This is a genomic window from Pseudonocardia oroxyli, assembly GCF_900102195.1.
Lineage (GTDB): Bacteria > Actinomycetota > Actinomycetes > Mycobacteriales > Pseudonocardiaceae > Pseudonocardia > Pseudonocardia oroxyli.
On sequence record NZ_FNBE01000014.1, the window covers coordinates 16420 to 36216 of the forward strand.

20 protein-coding genes are annotated in these 19797 nt (G+C 74.3%); 8 read left to right on the forward strand and 12 right to left on the reverse strand.

Features of this window, described 5'->3' with window-relative positions; translation table 11 throughout:
- The first annotated feature begins 14 nt into the window (after nt 1-14).
- Both BLS43_RS20395 and BLS43_RS20400 read left to right on the forward strand, forming a co-directional pair.
- Nucleotides 15-2090 (forward strand): RecQ family ATP-dependent DNA helicase, encoded by a 2076-nt coding sequence (locus BLS43_RS20395; RefSeq protein ID WP_093087456.1) that lies wholly within the window; start codon nt 15-17, stop codon nt 2088-2090.
- Between the two features lie 192 nt (nt 2091-2282).
- The gene (locus tag BLS43_RS20400; RefSeq protein WP_093087458.1) at nt 2283-2723 is read left to right on the forward strand and encodes a DUF6918 family protein; all 441 of its coding nucleotides are present in this window, start codon (nt 2283-2285) and stop codon (nt 2721-2723) included.
- A 42-nt stretch (nt 2724-2765) separates the two neighbouring features.
- Here the strand turns inward: BLS43_RS20400 and BLS43_RS20405 are convergent, their stop codons facing one another.
- Nucleotides 2766-3056 carry a hypothetical protein gene (locus BLS43_RS20405; protein ID WP_093087461.1) on the reverse strand — a complete coding sequence of 97 codons (291 nt, stop codon included), beginning with the start codon at nt 3054-3056 and terminating at the stop codon, nt 2766-2768.
- Between the two features lie 44 nt (nt 3057-3100).
- Here BLS43_RS20405 and BLS43_RS20410 point away from each other — a divergent pair, with 44 nt between their 5' ends.
- Nucleotides 3101-3529: a nitroreductase/quinone reductase family protein gene (locus BLS43_RS20410; protein WP_093087463.1), complete on the forward strand. Its 429-nt coding sequence runs from the start codon at nt 3101-3103 to the stop codon at nt 3527-3529.
- Here BLS43_RS20410 and BLS43_RS20415 read toward each other — a convergent pair.
- From BLS43_RS20415 to BLS43_RS20450, 8 genes are read right to left on the reverse strand one after another with little or no spacing between them, the layout of a single operon-like run.
- Entirely contained in the window at nt 3516-3809 is a 294-nt protein-coding gene (locus BLS43_RS20415; protein WP_093087465.1) for a YciI family protein, read from the reverse strand. The two genes, BLS43_RS20410 and BLS43_RS20415, sit on opposite strands and share 14 nt — an antisense overlap.
- A 53-nt stretch (nt 3810-3862) precedes the next feature.
- Complete coding sequence (locus BLS43_RS20420; RefSeq protein WP_093087468.1) at nt 3863-5017, reverse strand: methyltransferase domain-containing protein; 1155 nt, start codon at nt 5015-5017, stop codon at nt 3863-3865.
- A gap of 13 nt (nt 5018-5030) precedes the next feature.
- Complete coding sequence (locus BLS43_RS20425) at nt 5031-5795, reverse strand: IclR family transcriptional regulator (RefSeq protein ID WP_143030136.1); 765 nt, start codon at nt 5793-5795, stop codon at nt 5031-5033.
- 20 nt (nt 5796-5815) lie between these two features.
- Entirely contained in the window at nt 5816-6763 is a 948-nt protein-coding gene (locus BLS43_RS20430) for a carbohydrate kinase family protein (RefSeq protein ID WP_093087472.1), read from the reverse strand.
- Entirely contained in the window at nt 6760-7383 is a 624-nt protein-coding gene (locus BLS43_RS20435; RefSeq protein WP_093087474.1) for a class II aldolase/adducin family protein, read from the reverse strand. The genes BLS43_RS20430 and BLS43_RS20435 overlap by 4 nt, the downstream gene beginning before the upstream one ends.
- The gene (locus BLS43_RS20440; RefSeq protein ID WP_093087476.1) at nt 7380-8474 is read right to left on the reverse strand and encodes an ABC transporter ATP-binding protein; all 1095 of its coding nucleotides are present in this window, start codon (nt 8472-8474) and stop codon (nt 7380-7382) included. Before BLS43_RS20440 ends, BLS43_RS20435 begins: the two co-directional genes overlap by 4 nt.
- Nucleotides 8467-9258, reverse strand: a complete 792-nt coding sequence (locus BLS43_RS20445; RefSeq protein ID WP_093087478.1) for an ABC transporter permease — start codon at nt 9256-9258, stop codon at nt 8467-8469. The genes BLS43_RS20440 and BLS43_RS20445 overlap by 8 nt, the downstream gene beginning before the upstream one ends.
- Nucleotides 9255-10187, reverse strand: coding sequence for an ABC transporter permease (locus BLS43_RS20450; RefSeq protein WP_093087480.1), 933 nt, complete (start codon nt 10185-10187; stop codon nt 9255-9257). The genes BLS43_RS20445 and BLS43_RS20450 overlap by 4 nt, the downstream gene beginning before the upstream one ends.
- Before the next feature lie 232 nt (nt 10188-10419).
- On the opposite strand from BLS43_RS20450, the gene BLS43_RS20455 reads away from it, so the two are divergent.
- Genes BLS43_RS20455 through BLS43_RS20475 form a run of 5 tightly spaced genes read left to right on the forward strand, consistent with a single transcriptional unit; the run spans nt 10420 to nt 16683 of the window.
- Nucleotides 10420-11472 carry an extracellular solute-binding protein gene (locus BLS43_RS20455; RefSeq protein WP_176921445.1) on the forward strand — a complete coding sequence of 351 codons (1053 nt, stop codon included), beginning with the start codon at nt 10420-10422 and terminating at the stop codon, nt 11470-11472.
- Nucleotides 11469-13628, forward strand: coding sequence for a N,N-dimethylformamidase beta subunit family domain-containing protein (locus tag BLS43_RS20460; protein WP_093087484.1), 2160 nt, complete (start codon nt 11469-11471; stop codon nt 13626-13628). The genes BLS43_RS20455 and BLS43_RS20460 overlap by 4 nt, the downstream gene beginning before the upstream one ends.
- Complete coding sequence (locus tag BLS43_RS20465) at nt 13629-14447, forward strand: transketolase (protein WP_093087486.1); 819 nt, start codon at nt 13629-13631, stop codon at nt 14445-14447.
- Complete coding sequence (locus tag BLS43_RS20470; RefSeq protein ID WP_093087488.1) at nt 14444-15457, forward strand: transketolase family protein; 1014 nt, start codon at nt 14444-14446, stop codon at nt 15455-15457. The genes BLS43_RS20465 and BLS43_RS20470 overlap by 4 nt, the downstream gene beginning before the upstream one ends.
- The gene (locus BLS43_RS20475) at nt 15454-16683 is read left to right on the forward strand and encodes an aminotransferase class III-fold pyridoxal phosphate-dependent enzyme (RefSeq protein WP_093087490.1); all 1230 of its coding nucleotides are present in this window, start codon (nt 15454-15456) and stop codon (nt 16681-16683) included. The genes BLS43_RS20470 and BLS43_RS20475 overlap by 4 nt, the downstream gene beginning before the upstream one ends.
- Here the strand turns inward: BLS43_RS20475 and proB are convergent.
- The 3 genes from proB to rpmA form a co-directional block, all read right to left on the reverse strand.
- Nucleotides 16680-17792: a glutamate 5-kinase gene (gene proB, locus BLS43_RS20480; RefSeq protein WP_093087492.1), complete on the reverse strand. Its 1113-nt coding sequence runs from the start codon at nt 17790-17792 to the stop codon at nt 16680-16682. The genes BLS43_RS20475 and proB overlap by 4 nt on opposite strands.
- A gap of 104 nt (nt 17793-17896) precedes the next feature.
- Complete coding sequence (gene obgE, locus BLS43_RS20485; RefSeq protein WP_093087494.1) at nt 17897-19459, reverse strand: GTPase ObgE; 1563 nt, start codon at nt 19457-19459, stop codon at nt 17897-17899.
- A 77-nt stretch (nt 19460-19536) separates the two neighbouring features.
- A complete protein-coding gene (gene rpmA, locus BLS43_RS20490) occupies nt 19537-19794 on the reverse strand; it encodes a 50S ribosomal protein L27 (protein WP_093087496.1) in 258 nt (85 codons plus the stop codon).
- Nucleotides 19795-19797: the final 3 nt, after the last annotated feature.

A 19797-nucleotide genomic window follows, 5' to 3' on the forward strand; every position in this document is an offset into this window, starting at 1 on the left:
TGCCTGCGTGCACCATGGCGGGCATGACGGACCTACGGGAACGCGCCGAGGAGCTCCTGCAGACCCTGGCGGGCGAGGGCGCGCGGCTGCGCGAGGACCAGTGGACGGCCATCCACGCCCTCGTCGCCGAGCGCCGCCGCGCCCTGGTGGTGCAGCGCACCGGATGGGGCAAGTCCGCGGTGTACTTCCTGGCCACGGCCCTGCTGCGCGAGCAGGGCGCGGGCCCCACGGTCATCGTGTCGCCGCTGCTGGCGCTGATGCGCAACCAGATCGACGCGGCGACCCGGGCCGGGATCGTGGCCGTCACCGTCAACTCCGCGAACCTCGACGAGTGGGAGCAGACCTACGCCGACATCGCGGCGGGCGAGGTGGACGTGCTGCTCGTGAGCCCGGAGCGGCTGAACAACCCGGACTTCCGGGACCGGGTGCTCCCGTCGCTCACGGCGTCCGCGGGCATGCTCGTGGTGGACGAGGCGCACTGCGTCTCGGACTGGGGGCACGACTTCCGGCCGGACTACCGGCGGCTGCGGAACCTGATCGCGGAGCTGCCCGCGGGCATCCCCGTGCTGGCGACCACGGCCACGGCGAACGACCGGGTCGTCACCGACGTGACCGAGCAGCTGGGTCTGCAGTCCGGGCAGCCCCTGGTGCTGCGCGGCTCGCTGGACCGGTCGTCGCTGCGCCTCGCCGTGGTCGACATCAAGTCCCCGGCCGAGCGGCTGGGTTGGCTGGCCTCGCGGCTCGACGCGCTGCCCGGCGCCGGGATCGTCTACACGCTGACCGTGCAGGCCGCCGAGGAGGTGGCGGAGTTCCTGCGCTCGCGCGGGTTCGCGGTGCGGGCCTACACGGGCAAGACCGAGGCGGAGGAGCGGCTCGACGCGGAGGGCGACCTGCTCGCGAACCGGGTGAAGGCCCTGGTGGCCACCTCGGCACTGGGGATGGGGTTCGACAAGCCGGACCTGGGCTTCGTGGTCCACCTCGGGGCGCCGTCCTCGCCGGTGGCCTACTACCAGCAGATCGGGCGTGCGGGGCGGGCGCTCGACCGGGCCGAGGTGATCCTGCTGCCGGGCCAGGAGGACCGGGAGATCTGGGCGTACTTCGCCTCGCTCGCGTTCCCCCCGGAGCCGCTGGTGCGCCAGACCCTCGCGGCCCTGTCCGACCACCCGATCTCCACGGCGTCCCTGGAGACGCGGGTGGACCTCTCCCGCACCCGGCTGGAGATGCTGCTCAAGGTCCTGGACTCCGACGGCGCGGCCAAGCGGGTCAAGGGCGGCTGGATCGGCACGGGCGCGGAGTGGGTCTACGACGCCGAGCGCCACCAGCGCATCGCCGCGGCCCGCAAGGCCGAGCAGCAGGCGATGCTGGACTACCAGTCGACCGCCGAGTGCAGGCTGGTCTTCCTGCGCCGCCAGCTCGACGATCAGGACTCCACCCCGTGCGGGCGGTGCGACGTCTGCTCGGGCGCCGTCTGGTCCGCGGACGTGTCGGCGGAGGTCGCGGCCGCGGCGGCGGAGCAGCTGCAGGAGCCGGGCGTGGAGATCGCGCCGCGGAAGATGTGGCCCAGCGGGATGAAGGAGCTCGGGGTGCCGCTGTCGGGGCGGCTCAAGGCGGGCGAGCTCGCGGAGCCCGGCCGGGCCGTCGGGCGGCTGTCGGACATCGGGTGGGGCACGCGGCTGCGCGAGCTGCTCGCGGGTCCCGACCAGCCCGTCCCCGCCGACCTGCTGGACGCGGTGGTGCGCGTGCTGAAGGGGTGGAACTGGGCGGAGCGGCCGGTCGGGGTCGTCGGGATCGGATCGCGCACCCGCCCCGGGCAGCTCGAGCACCTGGCCCGGCGGATCGCGGAGATCGGCAGGCTGCCGCTGCTCGGCACGATCGAGCCGGTGGGCGAGCGGCCCGCGCGGGCGGAGAACTCGGCCCAGCGCCTCGCCGCGGTGTGGCCCGCGCTCGGCCCGGCGCCGGCCGTCGAGGGCCCGATCCTGCTGGTGGACGACGTCGTGGACTCGGGCTGGACGATGACCGTCGCCGCCCGCGCCCTCCGCGAGGCGGGGGCGAGCGCCGTACTCCCCCTCGCGCTGGCCCAGGCGGGCTGAGCGTCACAGGACCGCGGTCGCGACTGCGCTCCCGTCACGCTCGCCACGATCGGCACCGGGCGAGGGGCCGTATACCGGGCGGGGGTCGCGGCGTCGGGTACGGGGGGTGAGCGAGCGAATCACATCCGTGTACTACTTTCGCGCCGTTCCCCCCGTCGGACCGCGGCCCCGACCGCGGAGAGGAGAGACCCCGTGAGCCTCGAGACGATCCTGACCGACCCGGCCCGCCGCCCCGCCGTCGTCGCCGACCTGAACGAGCTGGTCGGGCAGGAGGTGAAGGACAAGGGCGGGATGTCCGGCGCCGCGGTCAAGCTCGGCTACCAGACCGTGTCCAAGATCCGCCCGGGTGTGGTCCCCGCCGCCGTCGACCGGATGCTGCCGCAGTTCGCGGGCGCGCTGCAGCCCTTCTACGCCGACTACCGGTCCGCGCCCGGCGCGGGCTTCGGCGCCTACCTGGTCTCGCGCGAGAGCGAGGCGGCGGACGCGCTGCTGGCCGTCACGGACCGGCGGGCCGAGGGCTCGTCGTCGGAGGCGCTGAAGAAGGCGTACGCGAAGCTGCGCCCGAACGCGCAGAAGAACGTCGCCGAGGCGCTCCCCCGCCTCGGCAGCCTGATCGAGAAGCACGCGGGCTGAGCCGGATCTCCGGAGCGTCGACGACGCCGCTCCGGAGCCCTGTCAGGCGGGGTCCGCCAGGAGCTCGGCGACCAGGCGCTCGCTGAGCCCGGCCGGGGCGCCCCGCCAGCCCTGGTCGGCGTAGGCCACCAGCGTGGCGGCGAGCAGGTGGCCGACCGGGCCGGGGTGGCGGTCCACCGCGACCGCCGCGGCCCGCCGCACCCGGGCGAGATGCTCGGACACCGCCGGCTCCGAGACCACCGGCTCGGAGCAGCCGGGCCGCAGGGCGCGCACGAAACCCGAGGTCCAGCCCTGCGCGGGCGGCTCCACCAGGGTCTCGGGGACAAGGCTCATGCCCGGGGGTCGGCACGTCCCGCACGGTCGTTAACCTGGCGCTCGTGCCGAGTGACCGATTCCTCAAGGCCATGAACGCGGTGCACCGGGCCGTGGTGCGGGTGAGCGGCGGTCGCGTCGGCTACTCGGCGGGCGCGATGCCCGTCCTGGAGCTCACCACGATCGGCCGCCGGTCCGGCGAGCCCCGCTCGGTCCTGCTGACCGCGCCCGTCGCCGAGGGCGACACCTTCGTGGTGGTCGCCTCCCGCGGCGGGGACGACCGGCACCCCGCCTGGTTCCTGAACCTCCAGGCCGACCCGACGGTCCAGGTCTCGGTGCGGGGCGGGTCCCCGCGCCCGATGCGGGCCGAGGTCGTCGGGCCGGACGAGCGGCCCGCGCTCTGGTCGGAGATCGCGGGCCGCTACCGGAACTACGCGGGCTATCAGAAGCGCACGGAGCGGGAGATCCCGCTGGTCAGGCTCACTCCTGCGTGATCGCCGCGGCGGCCGGGCCGAGCGGCGGCACCCACTCGCGGATCTCGACGTTCGCGATCACACCCGCCTCGGCGTACGGGTCGGCGTCGAGGATCTTCTGCACGGCGGACTTGTCCGCGGCCCGGAAGATCAGCAGCCCGCCCGCGGGCTCGCTCGGCGACCAGGCACCGGCGACCACCAGCTCGGGGAGCGCGGCGAGGTAGTCGCGGTGCTTCGGGCGGGCCTGCATCCGCGTGTCGGTGTCGTCGGTGTAGGTGTAGATCACGGCGAAAGTGCTCACCGCCGCACACCAGGCCGCACGGTCGTGCGTGGTAAGTGGTGCCAGAGCACCACTTACCACGCACGGGTGATGATGAGACGGGTGTGCTCCTTCTCCACGACCACACCGGGCCCGGGGAGGTCGGCGCCGCTGGGGACGGCGAGGATCCGCAGGTCCGACGCGTGCGGGCGACCGGCGGCCACCCAGCCGTCGAGACAGCCGACGAGACGGCGGGCGACGGCCGCGCCGCCGGGCCCGAACCCGCGGACACCCGGCGGGTCGACGACGAGCGCGGCGCACCCACCCGGCCCGGTGAGGGCGACGGTCGAGCGGCCCGGGCCGGTCGGCACGAACCAGGATCCCGGCGGGGCGTCGGCCCGGTCGGTGAGCAGCCGCACGGTTCCCGGCGCGGTCAGCATCAGCCACAGGCCGACGCCGTCCCAGACGTCCGCGCCGGTCAGCGGCTCGCCGATGGGCAGGAGGTCGCCGGGGTCGGTGAGGTGCCGGGCGAGCAGGCCGAGGTCCGGGGTCGCGCCCTCGGCGACCTGCGCGGTCCAGCCGGGCCCGATCTCCTCGGTCGCCGCGGGGCCCGCGCCGAGGCCGCGGAGCCGGATGAACGCGCAGCCGACCACGGAGTCGCTGCCCAGCACGCCGTCGGGCCCGAGGTCGAAGGCCACGGACAGCTGGCTGCCGCGGACGGTCAGCGGGAGCAGCAGCCGGCCTCCGGGGGCGAGCTGCGCGACCCACTCGGGGCGGACGTCCCAGCTCCCCACGGTGAGCACGATCCGGTCGTAGGGGGCCGCGTCCGGCACGCCGAGGGCGCCGTCGCCGACCCGCAGGTCCACCTCCGCGATCCCGGCGAGATGGTCGGCGGCGGACGCCACGAGCTCCTCGTCGATGTCGATCGAGGTCACCCGGGCGCCGAGGTGGGCGAGCAGGGCGGCGTTGTAGCCCGTGCCGGTCCCGATCTCCAGGACCCGCTGCCCGGGCCGCACGTCCAGCTGGTCGAGCATGATCGCCACCATCGTGGGCTGGGAGGCCGAGCTGGTCGCCGCGCCGTCGACGATGCGGGTGGGCACGGCGTCGTCGGCGTAGGCGACGGCGACCGGGTGGTCCGGCAGGAAGCGGTGCCGCGGGACCGCGGCGAAGGCGGCCAGCACGGCGTCCCCGCAGCCGGTGGCGCGCAGGGCCTCGACCAGCCCCGCCCGCGCCCGCACCGGATCCGTCATCCCGGCGAGTGTGTCACCGCCTCCCCAATGCCCGCGACGCCGAGTCCGCGGCCCGCCGCAGCAGGCCGAGGTGCTCGTCGCGCTCGGACTCGGGCAGGTGGACGGTGAGTCCGCTGATGCTCAGCGCCGCCACCGTGGCCCCGGTGTGGTCCCGGATCCCGACGCCGAGGGCGCTCACCCCGAGCTCGACGTCGTCCTGGCTGGTCGCGTACCCGACCTGCCGGATCCGTTCGAGCTCGTCCCGCAGCTGCTCGGCCGGGACCCGGGTCGGCGAGGAGCGGCGCTGCAGCGGACCCGCGAGGTAGGCCTCGACCTGCTCGTAGGGCATCGCGGCGAGCAGCAGCCGCGGCCCCGCGCCGAGGTGCAGCGGCAGGGTCCCGCCGACGCGCAGGGTGTGGGTGGAGGCGTACCGCCCGTCCAGCCGCTCGATGCAGACCGCCTCGTCCCCGCGCGGCACGAGCAGGAACACGGTCTCGCCGGTCGCGCGGTAGAGCTCCTGCATCGCGGGCAGGGCGCGCTCGCGCACCCCCATCCGCCGCGCCATCGCGCTGCCGATCCGGAACGCCCCGATGCCCAGCCGGTAGGTGCCCGGCGCGGGCCGCTCGACGAACTCGCCCGCCGCCAGCGTGGTGAGGATGCGGTGGCAGGTGCTCTTGTTCAGCTCGAGCCGGGCGGCGATGTCGCCGAGGCTCAGTTCCTCGGCCTCCGCCAGGAGGTCCAGCACCGCCATCGCCTTGACCAGCACGCGGACGGGCTCGGGCCCCGCCTTCTCGGTCATGTCGCCCCTCCCGGACCCGGTCACGCTACCGAGGCGTCCGCGCCGAGCAGCCGCAGCGTCGACGGCAGGTCGACGATCCCGGCGTCGGAGCCGAGCCCCTGGGCGACCAGGGACGCCGCCGCCGTGCCGAGCCGCGCCGCGTCCGCGAGGGTCCCGCCGCGGCCGAGCCCCACCAGGTAGCCGGCGGTGAAGGCGTCCCCGCAGCCGGTGGTGTCGACGACCGGGACCGGGCGGGCGGGCAGCGCCTCGGCGCCCGCCGCCGAGACGACGAGGCAGCCGTCGCCGCCCCGGGTCACCACGACGGTGCCGACGCCGCGCTCCCGCAGCACCGCGGCGGCCTCCCCCAGGTCCGAACCCGGGTCCGTCCGCCCGGTCAGGCTGCGGAGCTGGTCGTCGTTGGGCAGGAGGTGGTCGACCAGCGGCCACAGCGCGCCGAGCCGGTCGAGCAGCGCGGGGCGGGCGGTGCTGAGCAGGTCGACCGAGACGACCGTGCCGTGCGCGCGGGCGTGGCGGAGCAGGTCGGGCAGCACGTCGACGGCGAAGTCCCCCAGCACGTCCGGTCCGCCGACGTGCAGGACGTCCGCCCCCGCGACGAGGTCCGGGTCCAGGTCCCCGGCCGCCAGCAGCGGCATCGCCCCGGGCGCGTGCAGCGCGGGCCTGCTGCCGTCCGGGCGGATGGGCAGCATCGTGGTCGGGGTGGCGGCCGGCTTCACGACCAGCCCGGAGGTGTCGACGCCGTGGTCCTCCAGCAGCGCGCGCAGCATCCGGCCGCTCGCGTCCGCGCCGACCGGTCCCACGCTGACCACGTCGGCGCCGAGCTTGGCCAGGTCGACCTTGGTCCCGCCCGCGGTGCCCGCCGCGGTGATCCGGATCTCGTCGAGCACCCGGCGGCCCTGCCCGGCGGGGATGTCGACGACCGGCCTGCCCAGCACATCGAGGATGTGGGCCCCGAGGCAGACGACCCTCACGATCCCTCCATCCGCCGCACCACCGCGGCCAGCTCGTCGGGGCCGAGCACCCGGGGCGTGCCCAGGCGGGCCGCCTCGGCCCACATCGCGCACAGCCACTCGACGAGCTCGGCGCGGTCGTAGGCCTCCTCCGGGGTGGCGCCGTAGGCGACGGCGCCGTGGTTCTGCATCAGCGCGGCGCTGCGGCCCTCCAGCGCGGCCTGGACGGACGCGGCGAGCTCGGGGGTCCCGTAGGTGGCGTACCGCGCCACCCGGGGCGCCCCGCCGAGCTTCACCACGTAGTAGTGCACGGCGGGCAGGTCGTCGCACACGGTCGACACCGCCGCGCTGTGGAGCCCGTGGTGGTGGACCACCGCACCCGCGTCCGTGGTCGCGTACACCGCCAGGTGCAGCGGGGCCTCCGACGACGGCGGGTGCGGGCTGCCCCGGTCGGTGCCGTCGAGCCCGAGGACGGCCACGTCGTCCGGCGTGATGTCGGCGTAGGGCATGCCGGACGGGGACACGGCGACCAGCTCCCCGCTGCGCACGCTGACGTTGCCCGCCGTGCCCACGACGAGCCGGTCGGCGGCGAGCCTGCGCCCGAGGTCGACGACGGCCTGCTTGGCGGCGGCGAGGCTCATGCGGGCACCGGGTCGTCCAGGGACTGCGCGGCGGCGGCCCCGGGGGTGTCGGCGACGACCACCCCGGCCTCCGCGGCCCAGCCGACCTCGACCCGGTCCCCGGCCTGCACGGGGGTGGTGCCGGTGTCGCGGACCTGGCCGGTGCCGCCGGCGTCGAAGGCGACCAGGACGCGTCGGAACGCCCCCTGGTAGACGACGTCGGTGACCGTTGCGGACAGCGTGTTCTCCCCCTCCGCGCCGAGGTGCATCCGCTCCGGGCGCACCACCAGCGCGCACGCCCCGTCCGGCCCGGCGGCGCGCAGGTGCGCGGACCCGGTGTCCAGCAGCCCGCCGCGCAGGGTCCCGCTGAAGACCGTCGAGTCGCCGAGGAAGGTGGCGACGAACCGGCTCACCGGCGTCTCGTACAGCTCGGCCGGGGTGCCGACCTGCTCGATCCGCCCGTCCCGGAACACCGCGATGCGGTCGGACAGGGCGAGCGCCTCCTCCTGGTCGTGGGTCACGAACACGAACGTGATGCCCAGCTCGGAGTGCAGCCGGGCGATCTCCAGCTGCAGGGACTCGCGCAGCTTCTTGTCCAGCGCGCCGAGCGGCTCGTCGAGCAGCATGGCCCGCGGCGCGAAGACGAACGCGCGGGCGAGCGCGACGCGCTGTTGCTGGCCGCCGGACAGCTGGCTGGGCAACCGGTCGCCGTGTGCGTCGAGGTGCACGAGCTCGAGCGCCTCCCGGACCCGCCGGGCGGCCTCGGGTTTGGCGACCTTGCGCTGCCGCAGCGGGAACGCGACGTTCTCGGCCGCGGTCATGTGCGGGAACAGCGCGTAGCTCTGGAACACCATGCCGAGGTCTCGCCGGTGGGGCGGCAGGCGGGCGATGTCGGTGTCGTCGAGCAGGATGCGCCCGGAGGTGACCGCCTCGAAGCCCGCGATCATGTTCAGCGTCGTGGTCTTGCCCGAGCCGCTGGGGCCGAGCAGCGTCATGAACTCACCGGGCCGCACGTGCAGGTCCACGGCGTCGACGGCGGGCGCCGGGGCGCCCTTGAAGACCTTGGTCAGCGCCTCGGCGCGGATGCTCGCGCCGGTGGGGGTCTCAGGCATGGCGGCGGTTCCTCCGGGTGACGCTGGCGAGCCCGAGCAGGGCGGTGGACACGACGAGCACGACGGTGGAGGCCGCCGCGATGGTGGGGTCGACCTCGTTGGTCACCGAGGTGAACATCCGCACGGGCAGCGTCTGCAGGTTCGGGGACTGGAGGAACATCGAGACCACCACCTCGTCGAACGAGGTGACGAAGGCGAACAGGGCGCCGGCGAGCACGCCCGGGCGGATGATCGGCAGCGTCACCGAGCGGAAGGTGGCCCACGCCGACGCGCCGAGGCTCGCCGCCGCCCGCTCCAGGGTCCGGTCGAACCCGCTCAGCGCGGCGGTGACGTTCACGGTGACGAAGGGCAGGGCGAGGACGGTGTGCGCCACCACGAAACCCGTCGGAGTGCCGATCAGGCCCCAGCCCAGGAAGGCCGCGTACATCGCCACGGCCACCACGATGCCCGGCACGATCAACGGCGCCAGGAACAGCCCGTCGACGGCACCCTTGGCCCGGAACCGGCTGCGGGCCAGCGCGAACGCGGCCATGGTGCCCAGGACCGTCGCCACCACGGTGACGATCACGGCGAGCTGCAGCGAGACCAGCAGCGCGGTCAGCCAGCTCTGTTCGGTGAAGAACGTGACGTAGTGCTGCACGCCCCAGCTGCGGGGCGGGAAGGCGAAGCTGTCCTCGCCGGAGAAGCTCAGCGGCACCACGATCAGCGTGGGCACCACCAGCCAGACCCCGACGAGGACGCCGAGGACCGCGAGGGTGCGGCGCAGGACGGGCGAGCCGGTCACACCAGACCCCCCGCCACGCCGGCGCCCGCGGACGACCGGGTGCCCCGGGTCCGGGTCAGCAGCGCGACCCCGCCGAGCAGGACCAGCGTGACCACCAGCAGGGCGACGGCCAGCGCGCCCGCGGCGCCGAAGTTCACCAGCTGGTTGACCTGCACCGAGATGAACTGCGCGAGCATCGACTGCTGCGGGGAGCCCACCAGCGAGGGCGTGACGTAGAAGCCGAGGGACAGCACCATGACCAGCGTGGCCCCGGCGGCGACGCCCGGGAAGGACAGCGGCAGGTAGACCTGCCGGAACGCGGCGACGGGCCGGGCGCCGAGGCTCAGCGCGGCGTCCACCAGCTTGCGGTCGATGCCGCGCATGGTGGTGTAGACGGGCAGCACCACGAACGGCAGCATCACCTGCGCCATCGCGACGGTGACCCCCGCCGTCGTGCCGAGCATCCGCAGCGGCCCGATCCCGACCGCGCCGAGCACCGTGTTGACCAGGCCGTTGTCCTGCAGCAGGACCACCCAGGCGAAGGTGCGGGCCATCAGCGACGTCCAGAACGGGATCAGCACCACGGCCAGCAGGACCGCCCGCCAGCGCCCGGAGACGATCGTCATCAGGTAGGCGTAGGGGTAGGCGACGAGCAGGCAGACGACCGTCACGATCGCCGCCATGCCCAGCGTGCGGAGCACGACGGTCAGCGAGACCTCGTCGGTGAGGATGGCGGTGTAGTTCCCGAGCCCCGGCTCGGGCGTGGTCACCGACAGCCAGAGCAGCCGCAGCGCGGGCACCACGAAGAACACCACCAGCACGACGACGGCGGGCACCGCGAGCAGCAGCGTCGCCCGGGCGAGCAGTCCGCGGCCACGACCCGGTGGCCTCGCGGACCCGGGCTCCGTGGGAGCGCGGGACGCCCTCCGCGGCGGGGTGCTGACGGCCATGACCGTCCCCTTCCGTTCTCGCTATTCGACACGCATTTCACGAAGCGAAATCACACGGTGGCGCTGACGAGCCGTCCCTGTCAACCCGCGACGAGCAGGTGTAACACCCCGGAAATCGGACACGCGGCCGGTCGGGCCAGGGCTTGACGACACGGGAAACGAGTGTTCATGCTTTCTGCGATACGAAGTGCATTTCATATTCTGAAATCCTCCTCCCCTGAAGGTGGTCCCTGTGCGATTCCCGAGAGGTCTTCTGCACGCCGTCGCCCTGGCCGGTCTGGTGGGCTTCGGCGCCACCGCGTGCTTCGGCCCCGTCGGCGAGTCCGCGGGCGGTGGCGCCCAGTCGGTCGTGTTCGCCAACACCGGCGGCGCGCTCGCCGAGATCTTCAAGGCCAACGCCTACGCCGACCTGGCCGCCGAGGGCGTCACGGTCGCCGAGGAGTCCCCGAACAACGAGGCCAAGCTGACCGCCATGGTCCAGGCGGGCAACCCGACGTGGGACGTCTTCTACTCCACGCCGTACACGGCGATGGGCAAGTGCGACGTGCTCTTCGAGAAGATCGACTACAGCCGGATCCAGACCGCGGGGCTCGAGCAGAGCCAGCTGTCCGAGTGCGGCGTCCCGATGATCAACTCGTCCTTCCTGCTCGTGTACAACAAAGACAAGTACGGCGCGAACCCGCCGACGAGCTGGGCGGACTTCTACGACACCACGCGGTTCCCCGGCAACCGCGGGATCATGAACTACGCCAAGGACGCCGGCATGGAGACCGCCCTGCTGGCCGACGGCGTGCCCGGTGACCGGCTCTACCCGCTCGACTACGACCGCGCCTTCGCCACGCTCGACGGCATCCGCTCCTCGCTGCGCTTCTTCGACACCGGCGCCCAGCAGACCCAGGCCCTGCAGTCCGGCGAGGTCGACATGATGCTCGCCTGGCCCGGCCGCGCGTACGACGCGCTCAAGAGCGGCGCCCCGCTCGCGGTGGTGTGGAACCAGCCGCTGAAGTACTACGACGTGGTCGCGATCGTGAAGGGCGCCCCGCACCAGGAGCAGGCCTACCAGCTGATCAACAGCCTGATCGCCCAGAAGAACCAGGAGGCCATCGCGAACCGGCTGCCCTACGAGCCCGCCAACACCCAGGCCGCCAAGAGCTCCGACCCGCAGATCGCCGAGTTCGTCGACGGACCCCGGTCGCAGGGCACCACCGTCGTGCGCGACAACGCCTGGTGGGCGGCGAACCTCGACGAGGCCACCCAGCGCTGGACGGGCTGGGTCAACCGGTGAGGCTGGTCGGGTACGGCGACCGGCTGTCCGTCGCGGCGGGCGGCGAGGTCGCCTTCCGGATCTCCGCGGAGCACCCGCAGGTGCGTCCGGAGATCGTCCGGCTCCGGCGGGGCGGCGGGCCGCGACACGGCTCCGCCCTGGTCGAGGAGCCCGTCGCGGCGGACCTGCCGGACACCGTGCCCGGCCGCGTCCAGCACACCACCTCGGGCTCGTTCGTCGAGACCGACCCGGTCCCCGCGCGGGCGCGGGTGGGCCTGGCCCTGTGGTTCCGCCCGACCCTGCTCGCGGACGAGCGGCCGCTGATCGCGGTCGGTCCGCTGGTGCTCGCGGTGTCCGCGGCGGGGCTGGTCCTGCGCCACGGCGACACCGTGCTCGCCGCACCCGCCGCACCCGTCGTCGAGCGGCAGTGGGCCTTCGCGGCGGCGGTGGTGTCCGGGTCCGGCACCCGGCTCACCCTGCACCGCCCCGGGGCGGCGGTGGTCGAGGCGCTCGCCGAGACCGGGGCGGTGCCGGTCGGCGGCCCGCTGCGCGTCGGCTCGTCGGGCCCCTCCGGGCCCGGCCTCGGCCGGACGTTCAACGGCGGTGTGGCCCGTCCCGTCGTCGGGGACGCCTGGTCGCCCGACGTCACCGAGGCGTTGGCGGGCGGGGCCGACGCGCTCGCCCTCCTCGACCCCGCCACCACCTGCGCCCTGGACCTGGGCGCGGAGCCCGGGGGCACGCACGTCCCGGACCGCGGCGGCCTGACGACCGGCGGCACCGTCCACCACCTGCCCACCCGCGGTGTGCCGGGGCCGTTCTGGACCGGCGCGGAGCGGGACTTCCGCGCCTCCCCCGCCGAGTTCGACGCCCTGCACCTGCACGACGACGACCTCGCCGACGCCGGCTGGGACACCGACCTGACCTGGGCGGTCCCGGCCGCGCTGCCGAGCGGGGTGTACGCCCTCAAGATCACCGCGGGGGCGGACGTCGACCGGATCCCGGTCGTGGTCACCCCCGCGGAGCAGCCGGAGCACCCGGCGCACCCCGCCCCGGTGCTGGTCGTGTTGCCGACCTGGACCTACCTCGCCTACGCGAACTGGCGCACCTACGCCGAGTACGAGACCGAGCGGCTGACCCTCTACGGCGAGGACCGCGGCATCGACGAGCGGGACCGGTGGCTCGCGGCACACCCCGAGCTCGGCCGCTCCCTCTACGACGTGCACTCGGACGGCTCCGGGGTCTGCTACTCGACCCGGCTGCGCCCGATCGTCAACATCCGGCCGGACTACTACACCCCGACCACCCGCGGGTTCCGCCACTTCGCGCAGGACCTGCTCCTGCTCGACTGGCTGGACGGGCGCGGGGAGGACTACGCCGTCGTCACGGACGACGAGGTGGAACAGCAGGGTCTCGCGCTCCTGTCCCGCCACCGGGTCGTGCTCACCGGCGGGCATCCCGAGTACTGCTCGGCCGGGATGCTGGACTCCTACCTGGCGTACACGCGGACCGGCGGGCGCCTGATGTACCTGGGCGGCAACGGGTTCTACCAGGTCACGGCCCGGCACCCGGGGGTGCCGGACGCGCTGGAGATCCGCCGCGGGCACGCCGGGGTGGCCACCTGGGTCTCCGATCCCGGCGAGGAGCACCTCTCCGCGACCGGGGAGCCCGGCGGGCTCTGGCGGATGCGCGGGCGCGCGCCGAACGTGCTGGCGGGCGTCGGGTTCACCGCGCAGGGGTTCGACAAGGGCTCGGGCTACCGGCGCAGCGAGGCGAGCGCCGACCCCGCCGTGTCCTGGGTGTTCGACGGGGTGAAGGCCGGTGTCGGCGAGGTGTTCGGCGACGAGGGCCCCGGGCTCGGCGGCGCCGCGGGCGACGAGCTGGACCGCGCCGACCTCACCCTCGGCACCCCGGCGGACGCCGTCGTCCTCGCCTCGTCGGTCGGCCACTCGGCGAAGATCGCCCTGGTCCCCGAGGAGGTCGACCACGGCTACGCCGCTCCCCCGCCCGGGCTGCACCCGAAGATCCGTTCCGACGTCGTGCTGCTGCACCGCCCCGGCGGCGGCGCGGTGTTCTCCGTCGGGTCCATCGCCTGGTCCACGGCGATGAGCCACGCCGGCGGCGACAACGACACCGCCCGGGTGACCGGGAACGTCCTCGACCGCTTCAAGGAGTCCTGAGTGCCCACCACCCGCGAGCTCGCCGAGAAGGCGCGCTTCGTCCGCACCGAGACGGTCCGGCTCACCCGGATCGCCGGGGCGGGCCACTACAGCGCGGTGTTCTCCTGCGCGGAGATCCTCGCCGCCCTCTACTACGCCGAGCTGCGGCTCGACCCGGCCCGACCGGACTGGCCGGACCGGGACCGGTTCGTGATGAGCAAGGGCCACGCGGCGATCGGCCTCTACCCGGTGCTCGCCGACCTGGGCTACTTCGACCCGGCCGAGCTGGACTCCTACACCCGGCTCGGCAGCCCGTTCGGCGACCACCCGGACATGAAGCGGATCGCCGGCGTCGACTTCTCGTCGGGGTCGCTGGGCCACGGCCTGTCCGTCGGCGTCGGGATGGCGCTCGCGGGCAGGCTCGCCGGGCACGACCACCGCACCTGGGTGCTGCTCGGCGACGGCGAGCTGGCCGAGGGCCAGATCTGGGAGGCGGCGACGTCCGCGAGCCACTACGGCCTCGGGGACCTCGTCGCGGTCGTCGACGCGAACCAGCTGGGCATCGACGGGTTCGTCGCGGACGTCATGGGCGCCGAGCCGATCGACGCCCGGTTCGCCGCGTTCGGCTGGGGCGTCCAGCGGGTCGACGGGCACGACCTCCCGGCGCTGCTCGCCGCGTTCGCCGCGCTGCCCGCCCGCGGCGGAACGGTCCCGCAGGTGATCGTCGCGGACACGGTGAAGGGGAAGGGCGTGGCCCGGATGGAGCTGAGCCCGGACTGGCACGTCGGCAACCTCGCGGGCGCCGACTACGACGACGTCCTCACGGAGCTGGCCCGATGACCGAGACCCAGGCCCCGGCGGAGTTCTTCGGCTTCAAGGACTCCCGCTCGGTCGACGGCACCGACACCCGCGCGATCCCGGCCTTCGTCTTCGGCGAGGAGCTGGCCGACCTCGCCGAGCAGGACGACCGGATCGTCGTGCTCACCGCCGACCTCGGCCGGTCCAACCGGGCCACCGACTTCGGGGCGCGCCATCCCGAGCGGTTCGTGAACGTCGGGATCGCCGAGAAGAACATGATCACGACGGCGGCGGGGATGGCCGCGAGCGGGTTCGTGCCGTTCGCGGCGACGTTCGGCTCCTTCGCGGCGCTGCTGTGCGCCGAACAGATCCGCACCGACTGCGCCTACCCGAACCTCCCGGTGCGGGTGCTCGGGCACCACTCGGGCATGTCGATGGGCTTCTACGGCACCAGCCACCACAGCCTCGAAGACCTCGGCATGATGCGCTGCATCGCCGACCTCACGGTCGTGTGCGCCACGGACGCGAACCACCTCCGGGCCCTGCTGCGGCTCTCGCTCGACCATCCCGGCGCGATGTACCTGCGGCTGGGCCGCGGGCGCGACCCGCAGGTCTACGACGTGGTGCCGGACCTGGCGCTCGGCCGGGCGGAGACGCTGCGGGACGGCTCGGACCTCACGATCGTCGCGACGGGTTCCGAGGTCCACCCGGCCCTGCGGGCCGCCGAGGAGCTCGCCCGCGACGGGATCACCACCCGCGTGCTCGACATGTGGACGATCTCGCCACTGGACCGCGAGGCCGTCGTCGACGCCGCCCGCACCACCGGCGCCGTGCTGACCGTCGAGGAGGCCAACGTGACCGGCGGCCTGGGGTCCGCGGTCGCGGAGTGCCTGCTCGACGCGGGCCTCGCCCCCCGCTTCCGCCGCCACGGCGTCCCCGACGAGCACGTGCCCGTCGGACCGCCGGCCGCGCTCTACGCCCACTACCGGCTCGACGGCCCCGGAATCGCCGCCGTCGCCCGCGAGCTGCTCACGAAAGGCACGACGCCATGACCATCGCTGACACGACTCTCGGCGCCCGGGAACAGGCCCTGCGCGGCCGCGCGGACAAGGTGATCCCCGGCGGGATGTACGGGCACATGGCGGTCCGGGCGTTCAGCGGCGCGCACCCGCAGTTCACCGTCTCCGGTGCGGGTGCCCGGGTCAAGGACGCCGACGGCCGCGAGTACCTCGACCTCATGTGCGGCTGGGGGCCGGTCGTGCTCGGCCACCGGCACCCCGCGGTCACCGCCGCGATCGTCGACCAGCTCCAGCGCGGGGACTGCCTGGACGGGACCGCCCCCGTCGCCGTCGAGTACGCCGAGCTGCTGGTGGACACGATCCCGGCCGCCGACTGGGCGCTGTTCTGCAAGAACGGCACGGACGCCACGACCACCTGCGTCACGACCGCGCGCGCGGCCACCGGCAAGCGGAAGGTGCTGGTCGCCCACGGCGCCTACCACGGCGCGGTGCCGGGGTTCGCGTTGCGCGGGGCCGGGGTCACCGAGGCCGACCAGGCCCACCTCGTGCGCTACGAGTACAACGACCTGGCCTCCGCCGAGGCGGCCGCCGCCGAGGCCGGGGACGATCTCGCGGCGATCCTGGTGTGCCCCATGCGCCACGACATCAAGCAGGACCAGGAGCTCGTCGACCCGGCCTTCGCCCGCGGGCTGCGGGCGCTGGCGGACCGGACCGGTGCGGTGCTGATCCTCGACGACGTCCGGTGCGGGTTCCGGCTGGACATCGGCGGCAGCTGGGAGCCGCTCGGCGTGCGCCCCGACCTGGCGGCCTGGTCGAAGGCGATCGCCAACGGGCAGCCGCTGGGCGCCGTCACCGGGACCGACGCCCTGCGCGACGCCGTCCGGTCGATCTACGTGACCGGCTCGTTCTGGACGGGCGCCGTGCCCCTCGCCGCCGGTCTCGCCACGCTGACCGAGCTGCGCAAGGGCGAGGCACTGCCGCGGATGGCGCAGTCGGGGACCCGGCTGCGCGAGGGCCTGGCCGCGCAGGCCGCCGCCCACGGGTTCGCGATCGCCCAGACCGGCCCGGTGCAGATGCCGATGCTGTCCTTCGCCGGGGACACCGACTTCCGGCAGGTCACGGCCTGGGCGGAGGCCTGCGTCGAGCGCGGGGTGTACCTGCACCCCTGGCACAACTGGTTCCTCTCCGCCGCCCACACCGACGCCGAGATCGACGCGGTCCTGGAGCGGACGGACGAGGCGTTCGCCGCGCTGCGTTAGACGATCACCAGGTCGTCGGCGTGGACGATCTCGCGGCGGTAGGCCCGCGGGAGGTCCTCCGAGCGCTTGCCGATGATGCCCGGGAGCTCGGCGGCGTCGTAGTTCACGACGCCCCGGGCGACCACGACACCGCCGGGGCCGAGGAGGTCCACGACGTCTCCGGAGACGAAGTCGCCCTGCACGCCGTGCACGCCCGGGGCGAGCAGCGACCGGTGCCGGTCGACGACGGCGGCCACCGCGCCCGCGTCGAGGTCCAGGCTCCCCCGGACGTCCGCCGCGTGCTTCATCCAGAACCGGCGCGCGGACATCCGCCTGCCCGACGGCCGGAACGCCGTGCCGACCTTGGGCCCGTTCGGGTCGAGCGCGTCCGCGACGTCTTCCGCGGCCGCCAGCAGCACCGGGATGCCGGACGCGGTCGCCATCGCCGCGGCGGTGATCTTCGTGGCCATCCCGCCGGTGCCGAGGCTGCCCTGGCCGGGCTTCGCGACCGTGACCGCGGCCAGGTCCTCCGGCGCCGCCACCTCGGGGACCAGCGTCGACCCCGGCCGGCGGGGATCGCCGTCGTACAGCCCGTCGACGTCGCTGAGCAGCACCAGCGCGTCGGCGCCCACGATGTGCGCCACCAGCGCGGCGAGCCGGTCGTTGTCACCGACCCGGATCTCGTCGGTGGCCACGGTGTCGTTCTCGTTGACCACGGGCAGGACGTCCAGGCCGAGCAGCCGCTCCAGGGTGCGCTGCGCGTTCTTGTAGTGCGAGCGGCGGATCATGTCGTCCGCGGTGAGCAGGACCTGCCCGATCCGCTGGTCGTGGCGCAGGAAGCTGGCCGAGTAGGCGTGCGCCAACAGCAGCTGCCCGACGCTCGCCGCCGCCTGCTGGGTCGCCAGGTCCCGCGGCCGCCGGGCCAGCCCCAGCGGTGCCAACCCGGCCGCGATCGCCCCCGAGGACACCAGCACCACCTGCGAGCCCGACGTCCGGCGCGCGGCCAGGGCGTCCACCAGCCGGTGCAGCCGGGCCAGGTCGAGCCCCCCGGCCAACGAGCTCAACGACGACGACCCCACCTTGACGACGACCCGCCGCGCCCCCGCGATCGCCGCCCGCGTGTCACTCACCGCGCCACACCCACTGCGCCTCACTCACTGCGTCTCACTCACTGCGACCGTCCGACTCGCGTGTCCAGGACGAGTCCCCCACCTCACACACGCGAGTCCGACCGTCATCGGGCGCGGTCCTCGTCGGCCCAGACCTCCAGCTCGTCGTCGCCGAGCTCGAAGTCCTCGTCGGTCTCGGCGTCGTTCGTCCACTGCGCCTCGTGCGCGTAGCCGGCGCCCTCGGCGAGCTCGGCGTCGGACAGGTGCTTGCGGCGGGCGAGCTTGGCGAGCTTGCGGTCCGCGGCGCTGACCCGGGCGGTCTGGTTCTCCACCCGCGCGTCCGTGCCGCGACCGGACATCACGCGGGCGATGCCCGCCGGCGTGCTGGGCTGCCAGTCGAAGGTGATGTCCCCGATCGTCACCGGGCAGCCGGGCCGGGCGCCCGCCTCGGCCAGGCCCTCCTCCACCCCGAGCCGGGCGAGCCGGTCGGCCAGATAGCCGACGGCCTCGTCGTTGTCGAAGTTCGTCTGGCGGATCCAACGCTCGGGCCGCGAACCCTTGACCAGGAACCCGCCCTCGAGCAGGGGGTCCGGCTCGATGGTGAAGCCCTGGTCGTCCACGGCGGTGGGGCGCAGCACGATCCGCGTGGGCTCGAGGATCGGCTGGGCGGCGCGGTAGGCCGCCACCTGCTCGGCCATCGCGAACGACAGCTCGCGCAGCCCCCGGCGGGACGCGGTGGAGATCGGGTAGATCGGCCAGCCGAAACGCTCGGTGAGGTCCGCGGTGACGATCTCGACGAGGTCCGCGGCGTCCGGCACGTCGATCTTGTTCAGCGCGATGAGCCGCGGCCGGTCGGCGAGCTCGCCGCCGAGCGCGGGGACGTAGCGGGCGAGCTCCTCCTCGAGGGCCTCGACGTCCGCGACGGGGTCCCGGCCGGGCTCGAACGTCGCGCAGTCCACGACGTGGACCAGCACGGAGCAGCGCTCGATGTGCCGCAGGAAGTCCAGCCCCAGGCCCTTGCCCTGCGAGGCGCCCGGGATCAGGCCGGGGACGTCCGCGACGGTGAAGATCTCGTCCCCGGCGGTGACCACGCCGAGCTGCGGGACGAGCGTGGTGAACGGGTAGTCGGCGATCTTGGGGCGGGCCTCGGAGAGGGCCGCGACCAGGCTCGACTTGCCCGCGCTCGGGAACCCGACCAGCCCGACGTCCGCCAGCGAGCGGAGCTCCAGGGTCAGGTCCCGATGCTCCCCGGGCTCGCCGAGCAGCGCGAAACCGGGCGCCTTGCGCGCGGACGAGGACAGCGCGGCGTTGCCGAGCCCGCCGCGGCCGCCCTCGGCGGCGACGAACCGGGTGCCCGGCCCCACCAGGTCGGCGATGATCTCGCCACGCTGGTCGAAGACGACGGTGCCGTCCGGCACGCGCAGCTCCAGGTCCTCGGCGTTCGCGCCGGCCCGGAACCCGCCCTGCCCCTGCTTGCCGTTCTTCGCGTCCGCGTGCGGGCGGTGGTGGAAGTCGAGCAGGGTGTGCACGCCCGGATCCACCACCAGCACGACGGAACCGCCGCGGCCGCCGTTGCCGCCGTCCGGCCCGCCGAGCGGCTTGAACTTCTCCCGGTGGACCGACGCGCAACCGTTGCCGCCCGCCCCCGCGGTGGCGTGCACGACGACCCGGTCGACGAACCGCGACATGTCCCTACTCCTTCACACACGAACGGCGGACCCCGGAACCCGGGGCCCGCCGTGTCGTGAAACCGAGTGGTCGGGCCTCAGGCCTCGACCGGAACCACGTTGACGACCTTGCGGCCGCGTCGGTGGCCGAACTCGACAGCACCCTCGACCAGGGCGAACAGCGTGTCGTCGCCACCGCGACCCACGCCCTCACCCGGGTGGAACCTGGTGCCGCGCTGGCGGATCAGGATCTCGCCCGCGTTGACGGTCTGGCCGCCGAACCGCTTGACGCCCAGCCGCTGCGCGTTCGAGTCGCGCCCGTTACGGGAGCTGGACGCACCCTTCTTGTGAGCCATGGC